The organism is Pontibacillus chungwhensis BH030062 (genome assembly GCF_000770675.1).
GTDB classification, from domain to species: Bacteria; Bacillota; Bacilli; order Bacillales; family BH030062; genus Pontibacillus; species Pontibacillus chungwhensis.
Window position 1 is genome coordinate 182725 of the sequence record NZ_AVBG01000005.1, and the last position, 19772, is coordinate 202496.

At 40.9% G+C, this 19772-nt stretch carries 20 protein-coding genes and 2 riboswitches; of the genes, 12 read left to right on the forward strand and 8 right to left on the reverse strand.

Annotated elements, in window-relative coordinates; genetic code table 11:
• Positions 1–143: 143 nt before the first annotated feature.
• Entirely contained in the window at positions 144–920 is a 777-nt protein-coding gene (locus tag N780_RS09005) for a 3-hydroxybutyrate dehydrogenase (protein WP_036782673.1), read from the reverse strand.
• Between the two features lie 305 nt (positions 921–1225).
• On the opposite strand from N780_RS09005, the gene N780_RS09010 reads away from it, so the two are divergent.
• Positions 1226–2509, forward strand: coding sequence for a GntP family permease (locus tag N780_RS09010; RefSeq protein ID WP_036782675.1), 1284 nt, complete (start codon positions 1226–1228; stop codon positions 2507–2509).
• Positions 2510–2629: 120 nt separating this feature from the next.
• Positions 2630–3034, forward strand: a complete 405-nt coding sequence (locus N780_RS09015; protein ID WP_036782679.1) for a YugN-like family protein — start codon at positions 2630–2632, stop codon at positions 3032–3034.
• Here N780_RS09015 and N780_RS09020 read toward each other — a convergent pair.
• Positions 3023–4033, reverse strand: a complete 1011-nt coding sequence (locus N780_RS09020; protein WP_036782682.1) for a potassium channel family protein — start codon at positions 4031–4033, stop codon at positions 3023–3025. The two genes, N780_RS09015 and N780_RS09020, sit on opposite strands and share 12 nt — an antisense overlap.
• 115 nt (positions 4034–4148) lie before the next feature.
• A complete protein-coding gene (locus N780_RS09025) occupies positions 4149–4541 on the reverse strand; it encodes a VOC family protein (RefSeq protein WP_036782685.1) in 393 nt (130 codons plus the stop codon).
• A 203-nt stretch (positions 4542–4744) separates the two neighbouring features.
• Positions 4745–4846, forward strand: a riboswitch (purine riboswitch).
• Positions 4847–4972: 126 nt separating this feature from the next.
• Here N780_RS09025 and N780_RS09030 point away from each other — a divergent pair.
• The 6 genes from N780_RS09030 (at position 4973) to N780_RS09055 (ending at position 10916) form a co-directional block, all read left to right on the forward strand.
• Positions 4973–5563 (forward strand): xanthine phosphoribosyltransferase, encoded by a 591-nt coding sequence (locus tag N780_RS09030; RefSeq protein WP_036782688.1) that lies wholly within the window; start codon positions 4973–4975, stop codon positions 5561–5563.
• Positions 5560–6855, forward strand: coding sequence for a nucleobase:cation symporter-2 family protein (locus N780_RS09035; RefSeq protein WP_036782691.1), 1296 nt, complete (start codon positions 5560–5562; stop codon positions 6853–6855). Before N780_RS09030 ends, N780_RS09035 begins: the two co-directional genes overlap by 4 nt.
• A gap of 484 nt (positions 6856–7339) precedes the next feature.
• Positions 7340–8197 carry a DMT family transporter gene (locus N780_RS09040; RefSeq protein WP_036782695.1) on the forward strand — a complete coding sequence of 286 codons (858 nt, stop codon included), beginning with the start codon at positions 7340–7342 and terminating at the stop codon, positions 8195–8197.
• 60 nt (positions 8198–8257) lie between these two features.
• On the forward strand, positions 8258–9316 hold the full coding sequence (locus N780_RS09045) for a M20/M25/M40 family metallo-hydrolase (RefSeq protein WP_036782698.1): 1059 nt from the start codon (positions 8258–8260) through the stop codon (positions 9314–9316).
• A gap of 132 nt (positions 9317–9448) precedes the next feature.
• Positions 9449–9832, forward strand: a complete 384-nt coding sequence (locus N780_RS19495; RefSeq protein WP_084599469.1) for a YolD-like family protein — start codon at positions 9449–9451, stop codon at positions 9830–9832.
• A gap of 180 nt (positions 9833–10012) precedes the next feature.
• Positions 10013–10165: riboswitch (FMN riboswitch) on the forward strand.
• Positions 10166–10328: 163 nt separating this feature from the next.
• A complete protein-coding gene (locus tag N780_RS09055) occupies positions 10329–10916 on the forward strand; it encodes an ECF transporter S component (RefSeq protein ID WP_052114967.1) in 588 nt (195 codons plus the stop codon).
• 182 nt (positions 10917–11098) lie between these two features.
• On the opposite strand, the gene N780_RS09060 is transcribed toward N780_RS09055, so the two are convergent.
• From N780_RS09060 to N780_RS09080, 5 genes are all read right to left on the reverse strand, one after another.
• Positions 11099–11404, reverse strand: a complete 306-nt coding sequence (locus N780_RS09060; protein WP_052114968.1) for a YkvS family protein — start codon at positions 11402–11404, stop codon at positions 11099–11101.
• A 237-nt stretch (positions 11405–11641) separates the two neighbouring features.
• Positions 11642–12130, reverse strand: a complete 489-nt coding sequence (locus N780_RS09065) for a TspO/MBR family protein (protein WP_036782701.1) — start codon at positions 12128–12130, stop codon at positions 11642–11644.
• 94 nt (positions 12131–12224) lie between these two features.
• Positions 12225–12596 carry a TraR/DksA C4-type zinc finger protein gene (locus N780_RS09070; protein ID WP_036782704.1) on the reverse strand — a complete coding sequence of 124 codons (372 nt, stop codon included), beginning with the start codon at positions 12594–12596 and terminating at the stop codon, positions 12225–12227.
• Positions 12597–12632: 36 nt separating this feature from the next.
• Positions 12633–13025, reverse strand: a complete 393-nt coding sequence (locus N780_RS09075; protein ID WP_036782707.1) for a hotdog fold thioesterase — start codon at positions 13023–13025, stop codon at positions 12633–12635.
• A gap of 269 nt (positions 13026–13294) precedes the next feature.
• Positions 13295–14242, reverse strand: coding sequence for a 1,4-dihydroxy-2-naphthoate polyprenyltransferase (locus tag N780_RS09080; RefSeq protein ID WP_084599471.1), 948 nt, complete (start codon positions 14240–14242; stop codon positions 13295–13297).
• A 436-nt stretch (positions 14243–14678) separates the two neighbouring features.
• On the opposite strand from N780_RS09080, the gene N780_RS09085 reads away from it, so the two are divergent.
• The 4 genes from N780_RS09085 to menB are packed head-to-tail and all read left to right on the forward strand — an operon-like array spanning position 14679 to position 19469.
• Complete coding sequence (locus tag N780_RS09085) at positions 14679–16067, forward strand: isochorismate synthase (RefSeq protein WP_036782710.1); 1389 nt, start codon at positions 14679–14681, stop codon at positions 16065–16067.
• A complete protein-coding gene (menD, locus tag N780_RS09090; RefSeq protein WP_036782713.1) occupies positions 16064–17797 on the forward strand; it encodes a 2-succinyl-5-enolpyruvyl-6-hydroxy-3-cyclohexene-1-carboxylic-acid synthase in 1734 nt (577 codons plus the stop codon). The genes N780_RS09085 and menD overlap by 4 nt, the downstream gene beginning before the upstream one ends.
• 9 nt (positions 17798–17806) lie before the next feature.
• The gene (gene menH, locus N780_RS09095) at positions 17807–18616 is read left to right on the forward strand and encodes a 2-succinyl-6-hydroxy-2,4-cyclohexadiene-1-carboxylate synthase (protein ID WP_036782716.1); all 810 of its coding nucleotides are present in this window, start codon (positions 17807–17809) and stop codon (positions 18614–18616) included.
• Positions 18617–18647: 31 nt separating this feature from the next.
• Positions 18648–19469, forward strand: coding sequence for a 1,4-dihydroxy-2-naphthoyl-CoA synthase (menB, locus tag N780_RS09100; protein WP_036782719.1), 822 nt, complete (start codon positions 18648–18650; stop codon positions 19467–19469).
• Positions 19470–19772 lie beyond the last annotated feature (303 nt).

Sequence of the window (19772 nt, forward strand, 5' to 3'; positions counted from 1 at the left end):
TAGGTGATGCCGCCTCAAGATTCATCAAAAGCGGCTCAAGTGTAAGGAGCCTTATATGGAACAAATCAACACTAAACAATAACGGAGCCTATAAAAAAAGGAGGATCCGATTAGGGTCCTCCTTTTCTATATATATCAGTGAGTTACTGAGCTGTATACCCGCCGTCAATGACAATCGCTTGTCCTGTTACACTTTTCGCTTTTTCACTAGATAGGAACATTGCGTAGTCTGCAATTTCTTCTACCTGAAGTAGGCGTTTTTGTGGAACGAGCGGATAGATCACTTCTTCTAGTACTTTTTCTAATTCGACACCGCGTGATTTTGCAAGGTCTTCCATTTGACCTCTTACTAATGGTGTGTCTACATAGCCTGGAGCAATGGCGTTAACTGTGATGCCGTGTTCTGCGCCTTCTAGGGCAGAGACTTTAGATAAGCCAATTACACCGTGTTTAGCACTGTTATATGCAGCTTTACCACTAAAGCCAATTAATCCATTGATGGAAGCCATATTAAGAATACGGCCGTATCCTTGTTCCTTCATGATTGGAAATGCTTTTTTCGTAGCGATAAATGGTGCTGTAAGCATAATATCTTGCATTAAGCGGAATTTGTCTGTTGGGAATTCTTCGATTGGAGATACGTGTTGAAGCCCTGCGTTGTTAATAAGAACGTCAAGACGGCCGTAAGTTTCAACAGCCTTATCAATAGCAGCTTCGATTTCTTCTTCACTTGTTACGTCAGCTTTTACGCCAATCGCGTTTAAACCTTTTTCTGTAAGAGAATTTGCTGCTTCTTGTACACCTTCATCATTTACATCGGAAAGTACAACTTTTGCTCCATTTTCAGCAAATGTTTCCCCGATTTCGTAACCAATACCTCGTGCAGCTCCTGTAATAAATACTACTTGGTTTTCAACCATGATTGTTTCCTCCCCAATTCAATGTATTTTTCAATTCAATTAGAATGATCGTCCTTTTACGATCTAAAGAAATTATAAGTTAGTTGCACAATCAACTCAAAAATTTTGATTAAGATGAAAATACGCATAATTTTCTTTATTTTAGCAACAAAAAGAATTTTTGAGATCAAAGCATATCGCTGGAAATAAGGGTTTGATAGGATTTAGGATTATCTTGGAGTAATATAGGGTAATTCTCTGTATTGATTTTTTATGGAATTATATCTAAAAAAATTAACAAAAAATGAAAGAGGAGGTCGAAAAGCGTGTTTGCAATTATTGTAGGTTTAATTGCCTTAATGGTGATGGCGTACTTAGGTTGGTCCATTTTGTGGATCGCTCCTGTGGCAGCAGCTATAGTCGCATTACTTTCTGGCATGGATATTTACACAGCTTTTACATCTGACTTTATGTCTGGATTTGCGTCATTTGCAAGAGATTTCTTCCCGGTGTTCCTATTTGGTGCTGTATTCGGGAAATTGATGGAGGTTACTGGAAGCGCGAGAACGGTAGCTTCTTTTCTCTCTAAGATCGTCGGAAAAGAGAGAGCTATTTTAGGGGTGCTTTTAGGTGCTGCGATTCTTACATACGGAGGAGTTAGTCTTTTCGTTGTTGTTTTTGTTATGTATCCTTTAGCATTGAATTTATTTAGGGAGGCTAACATTAGCCGTAAAGTAATACCCGGAACGATTGTTCTTGGAGCTTTCACATTTACGATGACGGCATTACCGGGAACAGCACAAGTGCAAAACTATATCCCAACACAGTTCTTTAATACGACTATGATGGCAGCTCCGATTATGGGAATTGTAACAGGTCTTATTATGGCTGTAGGGGGATACTTCTATCTGTCTTACCGTGCTAATAAGTTAACTAAAGCAGGCGAAGGATTTACGGAGCCAGGTGGTGAAGAAAAGAAAGAAGAAGAGGAGGGCAAGGATCCAAACGTTTTCCTTTCTTTCTTACCCCTTCTAGCTGTTGTGATCTCTATAAACGTAATGAATTTAGAAATGCTTAGCGCACTTTTAATCGGAATTGTACTCACATTTATACTGAACTTTAAAGCTTTCAAGAAGTTCACGGGTGCTATGAATGATGGCGCTAAAGGAGCGGTTACAGCCGTTGTAAATACCGGTGCGGCTGTTGGGTTCGGTGCTGTAGTGAAGAATGCTCCTGCGTTTCCAGCTATTAAAGAGGCTTTATTAAATATCAAAGGTGGTCTTACCATTTCTGATGCATTGTCCACACAAGTTCTGGCCATGATTACAGGGTCAGCTTCAGGTGGTATGAACATCACATTAAATGCACTTGGGTCAGAATACTACCAGCAAGCATTAGAGATGGGGTTAAATCCTGAGATTTTACACCGTGTTACAGCATTAGCTTCTGGGGCGTCTATTTTGCCTCATAATGGTGCCCTTTTGACTGTCTTTGCCATTACGGGAATGACTCACAAGGATTCATACAAGGATATATTCTTTGTAGGGCTACTCATTCCATTTATCGCAACCGTAGTAGGTATTCTTATGTCTTACGTAGGCCTTGTATAAATTGTGGAAAAGGTGAAACGGCCCCCTATTCAATAGGGGGCCGTTTTTTATTCATCTCTTCTGTGCATATCGGCTGATTGGGTTGGGGTAAGCTAAGGAAAAAGAAAGGCGGGAGATAAAATGATTCCGATTCCTTCTGAGATACAAGGGCAAGTTTTTTCGTTATTTGATCTTGAGCAGAAACTAAAACCCCGTGGATACGATATTGGTGGTAACTGGGATTATGACCATGGCTCGTTTGATTATAAGATCTCTGATGAGGTGGGGTATCAGTTCTTGAGAGTTCCCTTTTCCGTTGTAAATGGTCAGCTAGACGATAAGGAGGTTACAGTAAGGCTTGGTGAGCCATATTTACTGTCTCATAAATACCAAAGAGGTCTGGACGACAATGTGCACGTTGGTAACTTCAGTGCATCCTTTGATCAATTCTCTGAACCTCAAGACCCTGATGCAGAGTTCCCTGAAGAATATATCGATACTGGGAAAGAGCTTGTCGAAGAACTAGAACGGATTTTACTCACTTAAATTCGAGAGGACGATAAGGTGATCATCCTTTTTTAAAATGGATTGAGACGGAGGGTTAATGAAAAGCTCTCCGTTTTGTTCCATTCCCAACAACAGTTCTTCTTGTTCTAAAAAGGATAACGCACAGTACTTAAAGGTTTCTCCTACCATTTGATCTGGAACAATTATTTGTTTATATTGCTGGGAGGAAAGTTGAGCTACAAGTGTATCAAATGGTTTAATGTGTGCTTCACGATATAATTCATGGAAAAACAATGTACTCATGAAATCATTTGAACGTATGACCGTGTCAGCTCCAGCTCTTCTTGCGTTGGTGACTTGATTCTTTAACAAGATCTCAGTGATGATAAATAAATCAGGGTTCATGCCCCTTGCTGCTACGGTTGTAAGAATGCTGATTTGGTCGGCCTGGTGCTCTTCTTTAGATGGGTCTGACGTGATAATCATGCAACGTGCATCGGATATACGTGCTTTCTTCAGTGTTTTGTCTTCAGAAGCATCCCCATTAACATAATGCAGCTTATATTCCTGATACCCTAATTGATCTAATGATTTATCAATGAGTACGATATTCTCCTCATCTATATAATCTGTAATCATATTGAGTAATTGTTTCGTTCTTTCATTCCAGCCAACGATAATAATATGATTGCTTCCTCTATAATCTACTTTTCCCTCTGAGAGGTTTCGTTCATATTTGACAGTAGATGCAGATACTGTTGCCATATAAAAGGTAACAAGGCCACCTCCGGCAATTATAAGAAAGATGCCTATTACTCTGCCGAAGATCGATAATGGAACGTAATCCCCGTACCCTACGGTAGAGCCTGTAATGACTGCCCACCAAATCCCGTCAAAAACGGTTGGGAAGGCATCAGGTTCCACCCAATGGACGACAGCTCCGAAGAAAATCATAAAAAAGGCGACCGTCAGAAGCAACCTAAGGAAGACTGGTGTTCTGAAATACCATTGAATGGCTTGGTGTAAATGGACCTTCATACGAAACCTCCGCTTTTTTCTACCAGTATGCCCAGAAATTATTTATTTTATAAGAGATGTTCAACATTAGAATGGTACGCGAAATAAAAAAAAGAACCTATATAAATAGGTTCTTTTAACACGTTTTTTCTTCATTTGCATTTTCCTTCACTTCAGCTAACTCATGAACATTACCAAAAGGGTCACTAAACGCAATGCGTTCTCCATCCGGGAACCATACAGGCTCTTCGTTATAAAAGCGCACACCACGTTCTTTCAAATCCTTCATGGTAGCGCGAATGTTTTCAACTTCAAACGTAATAATGGTAGATGCTTCTTTCCAGATCTCAATATCTGTGTCGCGTTCTGTTTTGTGAAGTGTTAACCGAATGTTTTGATCGTGTAATAGGTCTATACAAGTAGGATAGTTATCATGTTCACTCGATTTCTTTAAATCTAGCACTTCATTGTACCATTGTATGGCGAAGTCCAGATCGCTTACGTAAATATTAATTGCACATATATTCAAAATAATTCGCCTCCTGAATGTAGTTTGATTAGTAGATGATTGAATAGAATAGTTCTTGATGTATATTTAATAGACTTCCCTTTATGGCAAAATCAAAACTCCTCTTGAAAACACGAACAATTTATTAGTTTCTATTAATTATATTCGTGTGAGGGTAAAAAGTGGGTTGAATTCTTTGGATTATTCCCCTATAATTAACCTCAACAAAATATTTCGGACGTACTCATATAAAGGCGAGGATATGGCTCGCAAGTTTCTACCAGACTACCGTAAATGGTCTGACTATGAGTATTGCATACATTTGTGGAAGTTAGCTTAAAGCTAGCTCCATTTCTCACTGCTTGTAGAATGAAACCTCACAAATGGCGCGATACTCGTGCCTTTTGTGAGGTTTTTTTATTCAGGGTGCGTCTGTGTTAGGAGAATACATCATGGAACTGTTAAAGCAAAGAATTCAGGAAGAAGGTAAAGTTTTAAATGATCAAGTGCTTAAAGTTGATTCATTCTTGAACCATCAGGTAGATCCGCTTTTGATGATGGAAATTGGAGAAGCATTCAGAGAACGTTTTAAACATGAAGGGATTACTAAGATTGTGACGCTTGAATCTTCTGGGATTTCTCCATCTGTAACGGCGGGATTAGCTATGGGGGTAAAGGTGATTTTTGCTAGAAAAAGAAAATCATTAACGCTTACAGATGGGCTTGCTACCTCTAAAGTATATTCCTTTACCAAAGAAGAGTGGAGCGAAATCAGTTTATCTTCTGAATTTTTATCGCCTGATGATCGTGTACTCATTATTGATGACTTCTTAGCAAATGGGCAAGCAGGTCTTGGATTAATAGATATCGTTGAACAGACAGGTGCTCAGGTTGCTGGGATTGGTATTGTAATAGAAAAGGGGTTCCAATCAGGGAGAGAGATCTTACAATCGAAAGGAGTAAGAGTTGAATCGTTAGCTCGGGTTCAATCGCTTCAAAATGGACGTGTCACATTTTATAAAGAAACGGGGGTTCACGCATGAAGAATATAACGATTGGACTTCAGCACGTATTGGCTATGTACGCAGGAGCTGTCATCGTTCCTTTAATTGTAGGGAGCTCTTTAGGGTTAAATGCAGAAGATCTGGCTTACCTTGTATCGATTGACTTACTTATGTGTGGTGTAGCGACCATCCTGCAAGCTGTCAGCAATCGGTTCTTTGGTATAGGCTTACCAGTAGTCTTAGGGTGTACGTTTACCGCGGTAGCCCCAATGATCTCTATTGGGAGCAGCTCGGGGATAACAGCTATTTATGGGGCAATTATTGCAGCAGGCTTATTCGTGTTGTTGAGTGCGCCGGTCTTTGGGAAGCTCGTGTCTTTCTTCCCTTCAGTAGTAACGGGGTCTGTGGTGACAATTATAGGAATTACACTAATTCCTGTTGCAATGGATAATGTAGCTGGGGGTGCAGGGAGTGAAGACTTCGGAAGTATCTCGAACCTTCTCCTTGCGTTCGGTGTGCTTCTCTTGATCATTGTGCTACAAAGAGCGTTCACAGGATTTGTCAGATCTGTCTCAATCTTAATTGGGTTGGTAGTGGGGAGTTTTGTAGCTGTCTTTATGGGCAAAATTGATACTTCTTCCTTGGCTGATGCTGCTTTATTTAAAATTCCAACACCTTTTTATTTTGGTGCCCCAACATTTGAGGTGGCTCCAATCTTAACTATGATTCTAGTAGCCATTGTGAGTCTTGTAGAATCCACAGGAGTTTATTTTGCTTTAAGTGACATAACAAACAGAAAGATTACAGAGAAAGACATTACAAAAGGATACCGTGCAGAAGGGTTAGCGATACTGTTCGGTGGTTTCATGAACGCTTTCCCTTATACTACGTATTCACAAAATGTGGGGCTTGTTCAGCTCTCTGGCGTAAAATCAAGAAACGTCATTTACATTGCAGGCGCTATGTTAATTGCGATCGGACTATTCCCTATTATAGGAGCTATAACTACATTAATTCCTAAACCTGTTCTAGGAGGAGCGATGATCCCGATGTTTGGTATGGTCATTGCTTATGGAATTAAAATGTTAAGTCAGGTTGATTTAAAGGAGCAGGAAAACCTATTAATTATCGCTTGTGCTGTCGGCATGGGACTAGGTGTAACAGTCGCCCCTGACTTGTTCGGCAAACTCCCTGAACAACTCCAGATTCTAACGGATAATGGAATTGTAGCAGGTAGTTTAACCGCTATTCTGTTAAATCTCTTTTTAAATGTTGTCCCTCACAAAATGAAACGCGAACAACCAGAAAGATCACAATCAATAGCATCCTAAAATAGGAAAAGACCAAATCCCTTGATTTGGTCTTTTTTATGGTCTAACAAACTTGTTTGTTTTCATTTGTTCAAGAAAGGTCTGTAATTATGGAGACTCGAAACTGAGAGAATGTTCCCGTTAGCTTTAGTTGAGAGTAAGGTGGGCCTGGAAACCACTCGCTTTCGTGTGGGGAGCTGGTGAGCCTCCTCAACCGGCGATGCCGGTCTCCGGGGTCTCACCTAGGCTCTTCACCCCACGGGAGTCTCGCAGTTTCCAGGCCCACCTTTTCATTATTAGAGGGAAGGGAAACAAGCTATCTGATGTGCCAGCGGTCCCTTACGGCTAAAATATTTCAGCCTATGTGGAATGGTTCAGAGGATAAACCGTGTTCATTTGCATGAAAAGGGCTTGGTGAGGGGCAAGATAGTTGACAGTGGAACGTGTTGAGGATAAGATACGAACGTTTGAAATCATCAAGAAGCACATACGTTGGAGGAATACTATGAGCAATACAAATAAAGGAATACTACTATTATTAAGCGCGGCTTTCGGATTTGCGATGATGTCTACGTTCGTTAAACTTTCGGGAGACTTACCAGCGGTACAAAAGACGATGTTTCGTAACATTGTTTCTGCATTTATAGCATTTGGCTTTGTTTTATATCACAAAGAACGATTCTTTGGTAAAAAGGAGAATCAGAAGTACTTAATTTTAAGGTCTTCACTTGGGACACTTGGAATGGTGCTCTATTTCTATTCTATTGATCATCTTGTATTGTCAGATGCTGATATGTTGAATAAGCTAAGCCCTTTTCTACTTATTATCTTTTCGGCACTCTTTCTAAATGAAAAGGCAAGGAAGTTTCAGATTGTCGCAATTATGATTGCTTTTTTAGGCACATTACTTATAATAAAGCCGCAGTTCTCAGTGGAAACGATTCCTTATATGGCAGGGGTGTCATCGGCTATATTTGCAGCTCTTGCCTATACGGTGCTTCGTTTTTTAGGTGATAAAGAAGAGTATTACACAATAGTTTTCTATTTTTCATTCTTTTCGACCGTCGTGTTATTGCCATTTGTGGCATTATTTTATGAGCCGATGTCTCTAGAACAGACCTTATATTTATTATTGGCTGGTGTCTTTGCGACAGTAGGACAGTTCGGAATCACGCTTGCATATAAATTTGCGCCGGCGAAAGAAATTTCGATCTTTTTCTATACGAATATTTTATTTTCAGCGGTAATTAGTATCGTGGTATTTAATCAAGTACCTGATGCATTAAGTTTCCTTGGTTATGCGATTATCTTTGGGGCTTCTTTCTATATGTTTTGGAAGAATAAAAAGGTTAGAGCGTCCTAGCATTGGTGTAAGCGCAAGGAAATTGGTAAGATGAAGGAAACAAATAGGGAGGAATAGTGGATGGAACAATCAGAACAAAAATTCTTACTAGAATTGCTACAAACTCCGTCTCCGTCGAGTATGGAGATGGAGATTCAAAAGAGGTGGATAGAATATGTGAAGCCTTATGCGGATGAGATTCGTACAGACAATGCAGGGAATGTCATCGGTGTATTAAATCCAGAGGCCGACTTTAAAATTCTATTGGCGGGTCACAGTGATGAGATTGCTCTCGTCGTGAACCGAGTTGATGATCATGGCTTCTTGCATTTTGACAAAATGGGGGGCATTAATCCAAAAGCGGCTGTTGGTATGAAAGTGACCGTTCTTGGACAAGGAGGAACGATTACGGGCGTAATCGGAGTAAATGCGCAGCACCATGGTGGGTTAAAAGGTGATTTTGGCCTTGATGACTTATTTATTGACTGTGGAGCTAAATCCAAAGAGGAAATGGAGAAGTTCGTTCAGATTGGTGATCTTGCTGTGTATAAGCGTGAACCAGAGATTTTGATGGATAGGTACATATCAGGGCGCGGTTTGGATAACCGTACAGGCGCTTTTATCGTAGCAGAAGTATTGAGGAAACTGTCTGAGAAGGATCTTAATGTAGGTGTGTATGCAGCGAGCACTGTAAACGAAGAAACGAATATGGGTGGTGCATATTTCGCAGCAGCTGGCCTTGAACCGACCATGGCGATTGCTGTTGACGTAACCTTTGCAACAGATTACCCACATGTGAATAAGAACAAGCACGGAGATATTAAACTAGAAGGCGGCCCCGTTTTAGCCAAAGGTGCGCCGATCAATATTAAGATGAATCGTTTACTAGAAGAAGCCGCACGTTCTAAAGGGATGAGCGTTCAATATGAACTCACTCCTCGTATGACGGGGACCGATGCTGATAAGATGCGCCTGACAGGGAAAGGTGTACCAATTAGCCTCGTATCTTTGCCCTTACGATACATGCATTCACCAGTAGAAACAGCGAGTCTTCAGGACATTGATGAAGAAATTGATCTTCTCGTTACGATGATTGAAAATATGACAGGTCAGGAAAGTCTCAATCCGTTAGAAGACTAATAAAAGATGAATAGAGAAAATAAGGCCCCGAATTACTTTCGTCGTGATTCGGGGCTTTTTTTCTCTTAACTGCCTTTTTACTATATCTAATAATTTATAATCGGGTGTTCTTTTAAGAGGGGTACGTGTATAATGGGAACATACGTTCTAAATGTTGGAGGGGTAGTTGTGGAAAAAGAAAGAAATATAAAAAAACGGGGTACGATTAAGTGGACTAGTTTGATGTTGTCAGAACATATAGAAATGTTGAAAGAAGTCTGGAAAGAGGATGAACGGGTGAAGAAAGGATTAATAGCAGAGGATAAGGCTGTTGAGATTGACTTTTTAATACGAAGAGCTTTAAACGATTCTCTTCCAGTTCGAGTTTGTTATTTTATTGGAGACTCACTGCGTGAAGAAAGTGTAAAGGTTACTGCTGTAGACGCAACGGATAAGAAAATAAAAGTTATAGAGTTAACATATAAGTATGAATGCATGGTAGACATTCATGCTATTACAGATATTGAAATACTATGAAATTTATTTTCTGTATTATATATTCACCATAATGCGCGATCGTCCATACTATAATGCTGGTCATGTGTGCTTGGGGGGTATGAAGGAGAAAAAATGAATGGATGTTCATTTTGTGAAACATTTTTCTGTTCAATTTTTCAATTAGCAGTTATAATGAGAATTGTACTCAACTAAATACGATTCCATCTTCGGGGCAGGGTGAAATTCCCGACCGACGGTAAGGGACCCACTTGGTGTTCTAAGTCCGTGACCCGCTTGGTACGTTTGTACCGATCGGTGGACCTGGTGAGAATCCGGGACCGACAGTTACAGTCTGGATGGGAGAAGATGTAGAGCGAAAATAGGTATATATGATACCTTTATTTCTCTATGGTCTTTTATCAACCCTGAAGCAATTATATGCTTGAGGGATTTTTTGATGGAATGCACTATAGTGGATGATTCGCTCACCTTCATCTGGGATGTGAATCGAGAGTAAAGATGAAGGAGGAGATCGATGATGAAACCAAGAGGTCAGTCATCCAAATTGTTCAAGCTCATTACGCTCTCGTTAATGAGCACCATATCACTATTATTAATGCTGTTGGACTTTCCGCTTCCATTTTTGCCAGGCTTTCTAAAAGTGGACTTTAGCGATGTTCCAGCTTTATTTGCAGCATTAATATTCTCACCGGTAGCCGGTATTATTGTAGAGGCTATGAAAAATGGCCTTCACTTCATGCTTGGAAGCGGAGACCCAATTGGAGCGAGTGCTAACTTCTTAGCCGGAGTCATGTTTATCTTGCCAGTTTCCTTACTATATCACCGCTTCAAGAGTGTGAAAGGTGTTGTATCAGGCCTTGTGACAGGTACAATTGTAATGACGCTAGGCATGTCGGTATTAAACTACCTCGTAATCCTACCAGCCTACACATGGTTGATGGGCTTTGAAGTAGCAGGATCAAAAATGGCCTATGTAACAGCGTTTATTATGCCATTTAACGCCATAAAAGGCATAATCGTTGGAATGCTCTTTGTTCCATTATTCGTTAAAATGAGGCCATGGCTTGAACAGAAACAAACGAAATCAATAAAAGCTGCATAGCAATAGATATATAAAGAAGCCCCCTGCACATTGATGCAGGGGACTTTTTTTGTGTTTTTGAATACTCGAAGCTGAGACACGAAGTTTCAAGCCCACCTTTTCTGTAACGGACCGTATCAAATACGGTATTTGATAAAAAGAGCATCACACTTTAGAAGTGTGATGCTCTTTATAGTCGAATCCTAAACGTCGCGGCGTTTTTTAATGCTGTAGTTTGTATGAGCGACAACGGTTTTCTCGAAGTCCAAATTACGCTCATGAAAATCATCCATAATTGTCATGTCGCAAACAACGGAATTTTCTAATTTAGAAGACGTTACGACAGCTTCTAACTGTTGGCCGCCTCTTTGGAAGGTGATGATGTCGCCTTCGGTTGCTTTATCTTCTTCTTTTACTTTAACCTCTTCTTGTTGTTGCTGTTCTTCTTCTGCATTTTTCTTTTCAAATGCAGCATTAACTAAATCTTTGCTCATATTTTCATCAGCCATGAGAAGTTCCCCTTCCTAGTGAAATGTAATGGAGTTTTGTATTCGTTTTGTGTCAAGATTCAGGCCAAGGGTTTTCTTATCTATACCCTTATTCAAGGGCCATCATTCTCCCTAGAGTATTACTCTAACATGATTCTTTTTTCTATTTAAACAAGAAGTTTAAATAGAATCAATAACTTCTTCATACATTTTAATGGATTTGTTAACCGTTTACAAAGGTAACGCGGATTTTGTCGTCTACATCAGGAATGTTTCGGTTGGGTTTAACCTGTAAAAAGTAAATGCTAAATACGTAGCAAACGTTGTCCAAAGGAGGTATGGCACAAGGAGCCATGGGCTAACCTTATTGTACTTCCGGATTAAAATGATTAGAATGCCGGTTGTAACGGCGACTAAAAAAGTATCTACCGTCGCAAGTAGTAAGTCTTTCATCTCGAACTGGAAAAAGCTAAATAGTTGGTTCGTTACATAATTAATAATGAGGACGATCCAAAACAAGGGGGGGAATGACTCTTCTCCTTTAGAACTCCACGCCAACACAATAGATAGTGAGATAAAGGCAAAAAGTACAGCCCATACAATTCCAATTACAGATCCTGGTGGGGTCCAGGAAGGTTTGTCTAAGCTGTTATACCATTCTTGGTCGATGGGAAACAAAAACCCTGCTATACTAAATAACCCGTAAATAAGTAAGAAGAGTAGAATCCCTTTTATGACTTTGTTCATTCTCTTTTGCTCCTTTCACATGAAGTAGACAAAGAGGAAGGCAAGCTACACAACACAGGTTGTTATATAGCTTGCCTCATATAGGCCTATTCCATTAAGAGGATTCTTCTTGTTCCTCAACTAAGTATCGAGCGGTCGGCATAGCCTGCAGTCGCTCAAATGGAATGGGTTTCCCGGAATGTTCGGAATAACCATATGTTCCTTTTTCCATCCGTTCAAGCGCTGCGTTAATTTCATCCAGCTGTTCTTCCGCATGTTCACTTAGTGTGTATGCTTTTTCTCGTTCGAATTTCTCTGTGCCAAGGTCCCCAGGGTGGCTGTTGACATTTGATAATTCCCCTACAGAGTTTCCTTGATCCTCATCTTCATTTACATAACCATCATGATTATGATGTTCCTTCTCCGCTTCTTCTTTCATAACGTGTAGCTGCTTTTTTAGCTCTTGTAATTGCTGATCGGTTAACATCATGAATACTCCTTTCAAATGAGGGAGGAGGAGAGGTTATTTCTTCTTTGGAACAACACCGACGGTACAGCGCGAGAGACAAATCAGTTCATCTTCTTCGTCCACTACTTTGATTTCCCACACCATTGTACTTTTCCCAATGTGTGTTGGAGTCGCAATGCCGTAAACAGTACCGCTTCGCTTCGCTTTAATATGGTTGGCGTTAATTTCAATGCCGAATACATTATATTCTTCCATATCAACGTGGAGAATAGAACCAATACTTGCTGCTGTTTCCGCAAGAGCGACGCTCGCCCCTCCGTGTAAAAAACCAAGAGGCTGGTGGGTGCGTTCATCTACAGGCATAGATAAAACGACACGTTCCTTCTTCATCTCTACCTCTTCAATTCCTAAAGCTCCCAATAATGTATTTTTAGCAGTTAAATTCATATCATCGTTCCTTTCTTTTTTATTTCCTTTTCATTCTAGAATCAAACATAACGTTCTTCTATGTGTATTCCTCTTATGATGTGTACAATCCTGCCTTGTAATAAAAATGCTCCCCTCCAAGACAACAGTTTTTTGTTAAAACTGTCAACTTAAAGGGGAGCATATGTTAGGAGATATTTAGTGTTGTGGAAAACCGGGTTCCCTATCTCATCTATACAAAGTGATAGATGTGCTTCGTAGTTTAAAATGTTTCACTAACCTGCTTTTCTTTACCATGATACGGGTATAATAAATTGAAATAATAGCGAAAGGCCAAGTAAAAAGCCAAAGATTGTATTGGTCTGAGCTGTATATTTCATAGCTGGCATCATTGCCAAAGGAGTAGAGTTTTTGGAGAATGTTTGAACAGCTCCTTTGGGTTTGGCTAAACTGATCAATACGATTAGAGACCATAAAGGAAGTAAGCCCATTGCAATATAAATAATTGTTAATACGTAAGCTAATCCAAACAACGTGGCAAGGAAGCGAATGGCTCCTTTACGTCCGAAGAGAATGGCGAGTGTTTTACGTCCGTTCTCTTGATCTCCTTCTAGATCACGTATGTTGTTAGCAAGAAGAATTGCGCCGATTAAAATGGCAACAGGAATGGAAATAAGAATCACTTGAGCTGTTACCATATTCGTTTGAATGTAATAACTAATTCCTATAATGACTGTCCCCATAAAGAATCCGGATACAATCTCACCAAAAGGTGTATAAGCTATTGGATAAGGGCCTCCTGTGTATAAATAGCCACATAACATAGAAGCAATGCCAATTGCAGCAATCCACCAAGTCGTTAAGATACAGATATAAACACCTAAAATCATTGCTACACCAAAGAAGCTGAGCGCAAGTGCTAATACCTTTTTGGGAGGTATGCCATCACGAACAATCGCTCCGCCGATTCCGACAGATTGCTCTGTATCTAAACCACGAACATAGTCATAATACTCATTGAACATGTTTGTAGCTGCCTGGATGAGGATTGAAGCCAGAAGCATAGCGAGAAATAAACCTAAATGAAACGAACCATCAAGTCCTGCCAACATTGTACCAATGAATACAGGCACAAACGCTGCAGTTAACGTATGTGGTCGTAACAATCGCCACCAAACTTGCCAACCTTTACGTTCATTCAAGGCTGTTTGTATATCTTTTTTATTCATGCTTTGCATCTTTTTCTCCCCTTAATTATGACTATTTTATAATAGTCCTATTTCAGTTTAGGCAAACTGTATGACACTGTCAATACGGAAAGAGCCTTTAGGAGCTACCGTATTTGTGCTTTTGGTGGATGGTAATGATTGTTGATACTTTCATTGGCTTTTGACGGGCTGAACAGTCGCCTGTGCTTTTCTTTGATCTAGCTCCGGCTCCTAGCCCCTAGTGTCATAAGCAAGATAACTGCAGTCCGCTCCGCGAACTTCCGTTATCTTGCTTATGCATACGGGGCTGAACAGTCGCCTGTGCTTTTCTTTTTACTTGAGCTATGTTGAAAAAGGGAATAAAATAAAGATGGGATTTTATGATTTATAATGATTTTTCGATATAATAGTACTGTTGTGCCAAAATATATAGTAACAAAGTCCCTGATGATTGGAGGGCATTCATTTGATTGAAACAACTTCGTTTTATCATGAAAAGCTTTATAAAGCTCTTTCAAATAGAAAGCATATAGACACGCCTCAGCTTATAAGTGTGACGACTAAATTGGATTCAGTTGATTCTCTAGGGTTTTTCCAGGCAGGAAAGGTTTATCAGGGGGAACGTGTATATTGGACAAGTGCTGATACGATGTTCACTCTTGTTGGTGTAGGGTCGGCTTATACTTTTGAGGCTGAGCAAGATCGTTTTTTCTCGACTAGGCAAATGTGGAATGATGTTCTAGCAGAAGCTATAATTGACAACCCATACAGAATTCCGGGAACAGGTCCTGTTGCTTTAGGTGGGTTTTCGTTTGATCCTTTAAAGGAAGAGAACGGAACGTGGAAAGATTTCCCTAACAGTAAAGTCCTGATTCCTATGTATTTATTGACTGAGTGGAGAGATGAGACTTATTTAACGATTAATATGATGATTCATCCAGACGATAACGAGGATGAACTATTTGGTCATGTTACAGAAGAATATCAAAGTTTACTTGCTGGAACATTCATCCATGATGATGATGTGACGGTTACGAATCAAGAAGAAGTTCGTCCTGAAGAGTTCAAAGAAATTGTAGCTAAAGCGACGGATCATATAAAAAGCAATCGATTAGGAAAAGTTGTATTGGCCAGAGAAATGATTGTCTCATTTTCAGATGATCGTAAGGCTTCTTCAGTGATCCGTCAATTGAAAGAAGAGCAGACTCAAAGTTATATATTTGCATTTGAAAGTGGAGACTCTTGTTTCGTAGGAGCGACACCTGAACGACTTGTCAAAGTTGAAGATAATGAATTGCTATCAACATGCTTGGCAGGAACGGTGCCACGGGGCAATACTCCAAAAGAGGATGTAGCTTTAGGTGAAGCCCTGATTCACGATGAGAAGAATTTGCAAGAACACGACTTTGTTGTTCAAATGATTAAAAAAGCTGTAACAGGTTGTTGTGAAAATGTTCACGTACCAAATTCGCCTGTTTTATATCCGCTTCGTAACTTGCAACATCTTTATACACCTGTGAGCGGAACGCTTAAGGAAGGTGTATCGTTATTAGAAGTTGTTGAGAAGCTCCATCCGACGCCTGCTCTAGGTGGGTATCCAAGGGAGGACTCTCTTCAGTTTATAAGAGATTATGAGCCCTTCCACAGAGGGTGGTACGCATCGCCTGTAGGTTGGTTTGACAGTTATCAAAATGGTGAATTTGCTGTTGCTATACGTTCGGCGTTATTAAAAAAAGATCAGGCCATTCTTTTCTCAGGATGTGGGGTCGTAGAAGACTCTGACCCAGATGAAGAATACAAAGAAACCGCTGTTAAATTCTTACCTATGATTCATGCTTTAGGAGGAAGAGAATGACACATACAGAAACCCTCACTAGATATGTGGCAAACTTTGTGGATGAGCTCGTGCAGACAGGATTAACCGATGTAGTCCTTTCTCCTGGCTCGAGGTCCACACCGTTGTCCATGACATTCGCTGAACACGAAGCGGTGAACCATTGGATTCATGTAGATGAACGTTCTGCAGCTTTTTTTGCTTTGGGTATGGCGAAAGAACAGCAGAAGCCAGTTGCAATTGTATGTACATCTGGAACAGCGGCTGCCAATTATTATCCGGCGATTGTTGAGGCCTATTACAGCCGTGTTCCTTTGTTGGTGTTAACGGCGGACCGTCCTCATGAACTTCGGGATGTAGGAGCCCCACAGGCTATTGACCAGATTCATATGTTTGGCCAGTACGTAAAGTGGTTTGAGGAGATGGCGTTACCTGAGAGTAGTGAAGAAATGCTACGGTATGTACGCAGCAAGGCAGCCAGAGCTTTTTACACGTCGCTTGATCATAATCCTGGTCCTGTTCATCTGAACTTCCCTTTTCGTTCCCCTTTGATTCCTGATTTCTCACTGGATCATTTGTGGGGGGGAAGTTCTGAACAGTCGTTTCATCACGCTTATCATGGGGAGAGAACAGTGCAGCCGGAAGTTATTGAGGAAATAAAATCAAGGGTCGATAAGCACCAAAAAGGGTTGATTGTTTGTGGGCCTCAAACCGATCAGGACTTACCAGTTGCGGTTACTCAGCTAGCTCGATATTTGCAACTTCCGGTTCTAGCAGACCCCCTATCTCAGGTTCGCTCCGGTCAACATGAGAAGGACCATGTCATTGAAAGCTATGATGCAATATTAAAAAGTCCGACTGTAAGAGAGCAGTTTGTTCCTGATTTTATTATCCGATTTGGAGCTATGCCTATTTCAAAGCCATATTGGCTTATGCTTCAGGACCACCCTGAAATTGAGCAGTATGTTGTAGAGTCATATGAAGGATTCCGAGAACCAAGTGGTAACGCAGCTTCTCTTATTTTTGCTGATGGAAAACACTTCTGTGACACTTGGGTTAACCACTTTGAGTCATCTTTCTTTGATGTGGAATGGTTGAAGAAATGGCAGGAAGCCAACCAGCTAGCTAAAGCAACTCTAATAGAAAATGAAGGAACGACCTTATCAGAAGGTCATGTCTTTTCAGAGATCTTAAAGAGCTTCCCTGAAGAAGGATCTCTTTTTGTAGGGAACAGTATGCCTATCCGCGATTTGGATACTTTCATGCTGACAACGCCAAAGTCGATTCGAACACTAGCTAATCGAGGTGCTAATGGCATAGATGGAGTTGTTTCAAGCGCATTTGGAGCAGCGGCCCACGGTGAGAAGGTTACTCTTGTGTTAGGTGATCTATCGTTCTTTCATGATCTTAATGGTTTATTCGCCGCGAAGCAGTTTGGCTTAGATCTCCGCATTGTAGTTATCAATAATGAAGGGGGAGGCATATTCTCTTTCTTGCCTCAAGCTGAACATAAAAAACACTTTGAGCCTTTGTTTGGAACACCTTTAGCCCTTGACTATAGTAAAGTGATTGAGATGTATGGTGGACAGTATGAAGAAGTAGGCACCTGGGAGCAATTGAGGAATTCCTTAAGTAGATCTTATGAAGCTAGAGGGTTATCGGTCATTGAAGTAAAAACAAATCGGGAAGAAAATGCTGCTTGGCATCGTCAAAAGTGGAAACAAATTGAACGTGCCTTATTAGAAAGGTGAGGAGTGGCGATGTTTATAGGGGTACAAGGACGAAATTATTGGATTGATACAATTGGAGAAGGGGAGCCTGTATTGCTTCTGCATGGTTTTACAGGGTCTCACTCCACTTGGGACGAACTAGTAAGTACTCATCAAGCACAAATACAATGGATTAGACTAGATCTCCCTGGACATGGAAAGACAGAGGTTACAGAAGATTTTACGATGGAGTCTGTTTGCAAGGATATTCGTGAACTTCTAGCACAAATGTCCTTGTCATCTGTCCATATAATAGGCTATTCTATGGGAGGAAGAACCGCTCTTTCATTTGCAATGTCATATCCTGAAATGGTGAAAAGTTTAACGCTTGAAAGTGCAAGTCCTGGACTTCACTCCACCCAAGATCAACTTGCTCGTCAAACGAAAGATGAAGGGTTAGCAGAATCTCTAGAGCAAGATGGAATTGAAGCTTTTGTGGAAAAATGGGAGAATCTCCCTATGTTTGAAAGCCAGAAAGGTTTATCAGAAGATATCCAGAACAGAATTCGTAGAGAGCGTTTGAGTCAAACGCCAAAAGGGTTAGCTGCTTCTTTACGTGGTATGGGGACAGGTGTACAACCTTCATGGTGGGACCGCTTATCCACATTTACGAAGCCTGTTTTACTGGTTACGGGAGAATGGGATGAGAAATTCACATCCATTGCCAAACAAATGGAGGATCACTTTTTGAATGCTACTCATGAAAATATCCCACAAACTGGTCATGCAATTCACGTGGAACAAGCGCAAACTTTTGCTAAAATAGTATATGAATTCATCGTTTCAAGTGAAACTAGATGAAAGCGCTATAATTAAAAGGAGGAATATACATATGTCAGCAGTAGAATGGATTAATGAACGTCATTATGATGACATCCTTTATCAAACACACGATGGGATTGCGAAGATTACGATCAATCGTCCAGAAGTACGAAACGCTTTTCGCCCTCATACGGTTAAAGAATTATTAGATGCGTTCTCATACGCGCGTGATGATTCTAAAATCGGTGTAATTGTTCTTGCTGGTGCAGGAGACGATGCATTCTGTGCAGGAGGAGACCAGAAAGTTCGCGGTCACGGCGGTTATGTAGGAGAGGACGAAGTGCCACGTCTTAATGTATTAGACTTACAACGTTTAATTCGCGTTATTCCAAAGCCGGTTGTAGCGATGGTTTCTGGATATGCGATTGGCGGAGGCCACGTTCTTCACGTAGTATGTGATCTTACAATTGCGGCAGACAACGCAATCTTTGGACAAACAGGACCAAAAGTCGGAAGCTTCGATGCTGGGTACGGAGCTGGATTATTAGCTCGTATGGTTGGTCATAAGAAAGCCCGCGAAATTTGGTACTTGTGCCGTCAATATTCTGCTAAAGAAGCGGAAGATATGGGTATGGTAAATACGGTAGTGCCTTTAGAGAAGCTTGAAGAAGAAACCGTACAGTGGTGTCAAGAAATGCTTGAGAAATCACCTACGGCTCTACGCTTCCTGAAAGCGTCCTTTAACGCTGATACAGATGGTCTTGCGGGTCTTCAGCAAATGGGTGGCGACGCAACACTTCTTTATTACACTACAGAGGAAGCAAAAGAAGGTCGCGATGCTTTTAAAGAAAAACGCAAACCGAACTTCAAACAGTTCCCACGTTTCCCATAAACCGATTGATGTTTAGAGGGTGCCTGTGAAGAGTTCCCCTTCCTATAGGGGAGCTCCACAGGCAGCCTTTTTTTATTAGCTATAGTAGCAGTAAGGGACCGTTATGTTTGATGAGTGGTTGGGCTTGCTTTGGGACAACTCGCTTTCCTGCGGGGAGCTGGGAAGCCTCCTCGTTCGCTTTGCTCACTGTGGGGTCTACCCTAGGCTCCTTATCCCGCGGAAGTCTCGCAGTCCCCAAGCAAGCCCTGGAGTTTAGGAGGCGAACGGACCCGCGTGAGATTAGGTGATCTTATCTCTCCCCGG

Bases quoted from the DNA above. Each gene is read 5' to 3' on its own strand.
- N780_RS09005 (WP_036782673.1), bottom strand. From the start codon at position 920: ATGGTTGAAAACCAAGTAGTATTTATTACAGGAGCTGCACGAGGTATT.
- N780_RS09015 (WP_036782679.1), top strand. From the start codon at position 2,630: ATGATTCCGATTCCTTCTGAGATACAAGGGCAAGTTTTTTCGTTATTT.
- N780_RS09020 (WP_036782682.1), bottom strand. From the start codon at position 4,033: ATGAAGGTCCATTTACACCAAGCCATTCAATGGTATTTCAGAACACCA.
- N780_RS09030 (WP_036782688.1), top strand. From the start codon at position 4,973: ATGGAACTGTTAAAGCAAAGAATTCAGGAAGAAGGTAAAGTTTTAAAT.
- N780_RS09035 (WP_036782691.1), top strand. From the start codon at position 5,560: ATGAAGAATATAACGATTGGACTTCAGCACGTATTGGCTATGTACGCA.
- N780_RS09040 (WP_036782695.1), top strand. From the start codon at position 7,340: ATGAGCAATACAAATAAAGGAATACTACTATTATTAAGCGCGGCTTTC.
- N780_RS09045 (WP_036782698.1), top strand. From the start codon at position 8,258: ATGGAACAATCAGAACAAAAATTCTTACTAGAATTGCTACAAACTCCG.
- N780_RS19495 (WP_084599469.1), top strand. From the start codon at position 9,449: ATGGGAACATACGTTCTAAATGTTGGAGGGGTAGTTGTGGAAAAAGAA.
- N780_RS09055 (WP_052114967.1), top strand. From the start codon at position 10,329: ATGATGAAACCAAGAGGTCAGTCATCCAAATTGTTCAAGCTCATTACG.
- N780_RS09060 (WP_052114968.1), bottom strand. From the start codon at position 11,404: ATGGCTGATGAAAATATGAGCAAAGATTTAGTTAATGCTGCATTTGAA.
- N780_RS09065 (WP_036782701.1), bottom strand. From the start codon at position 12,130: ATGAACAAAGTCATAAAAGGGATTCTACTCTTCTTACTTATTTACGGG.
- N780_RS09070 (WP_036782704.1), bottom strand. From the start codon at position 12,596: ATGTTAACCGATCAGCAATTACAAGAGCTAAAAAAGCAGCTACACGTT.
- N780_RS09075 (WP_036782707.1), bottom strand. From the start codon at position 13,025: ATGAATTTAACTGCTAAAAATACATTATTGGGAGCTTTAGGAATTGAA.
- N780_RS09080 (WP_084599471.1), bottom strand. From the start codon at position 14,242: ATGCAAAGCATGAATAAAAAAGATATACAAACAGCCTTGAATGAACGT.
- menD (WP_036782713.1), top strand. From the start codon at position 16,064: ATGACACATACAGAAACCCTCACTAGATATGTGGCAAACTTTGTGGAT.
- menH (WP_036782716.1), top strand. From the start codon at position 17,807: ATGTTTATAGGGGTACAAGGACGAAATTATTGGATTGATACAATTGGA.
- menB (WP_036782719.1), top strand. From the start codon at position 18,648: ATGTCAGCAGTAGAATGGATTAATGAACGTCATTATGATGACATCCTT.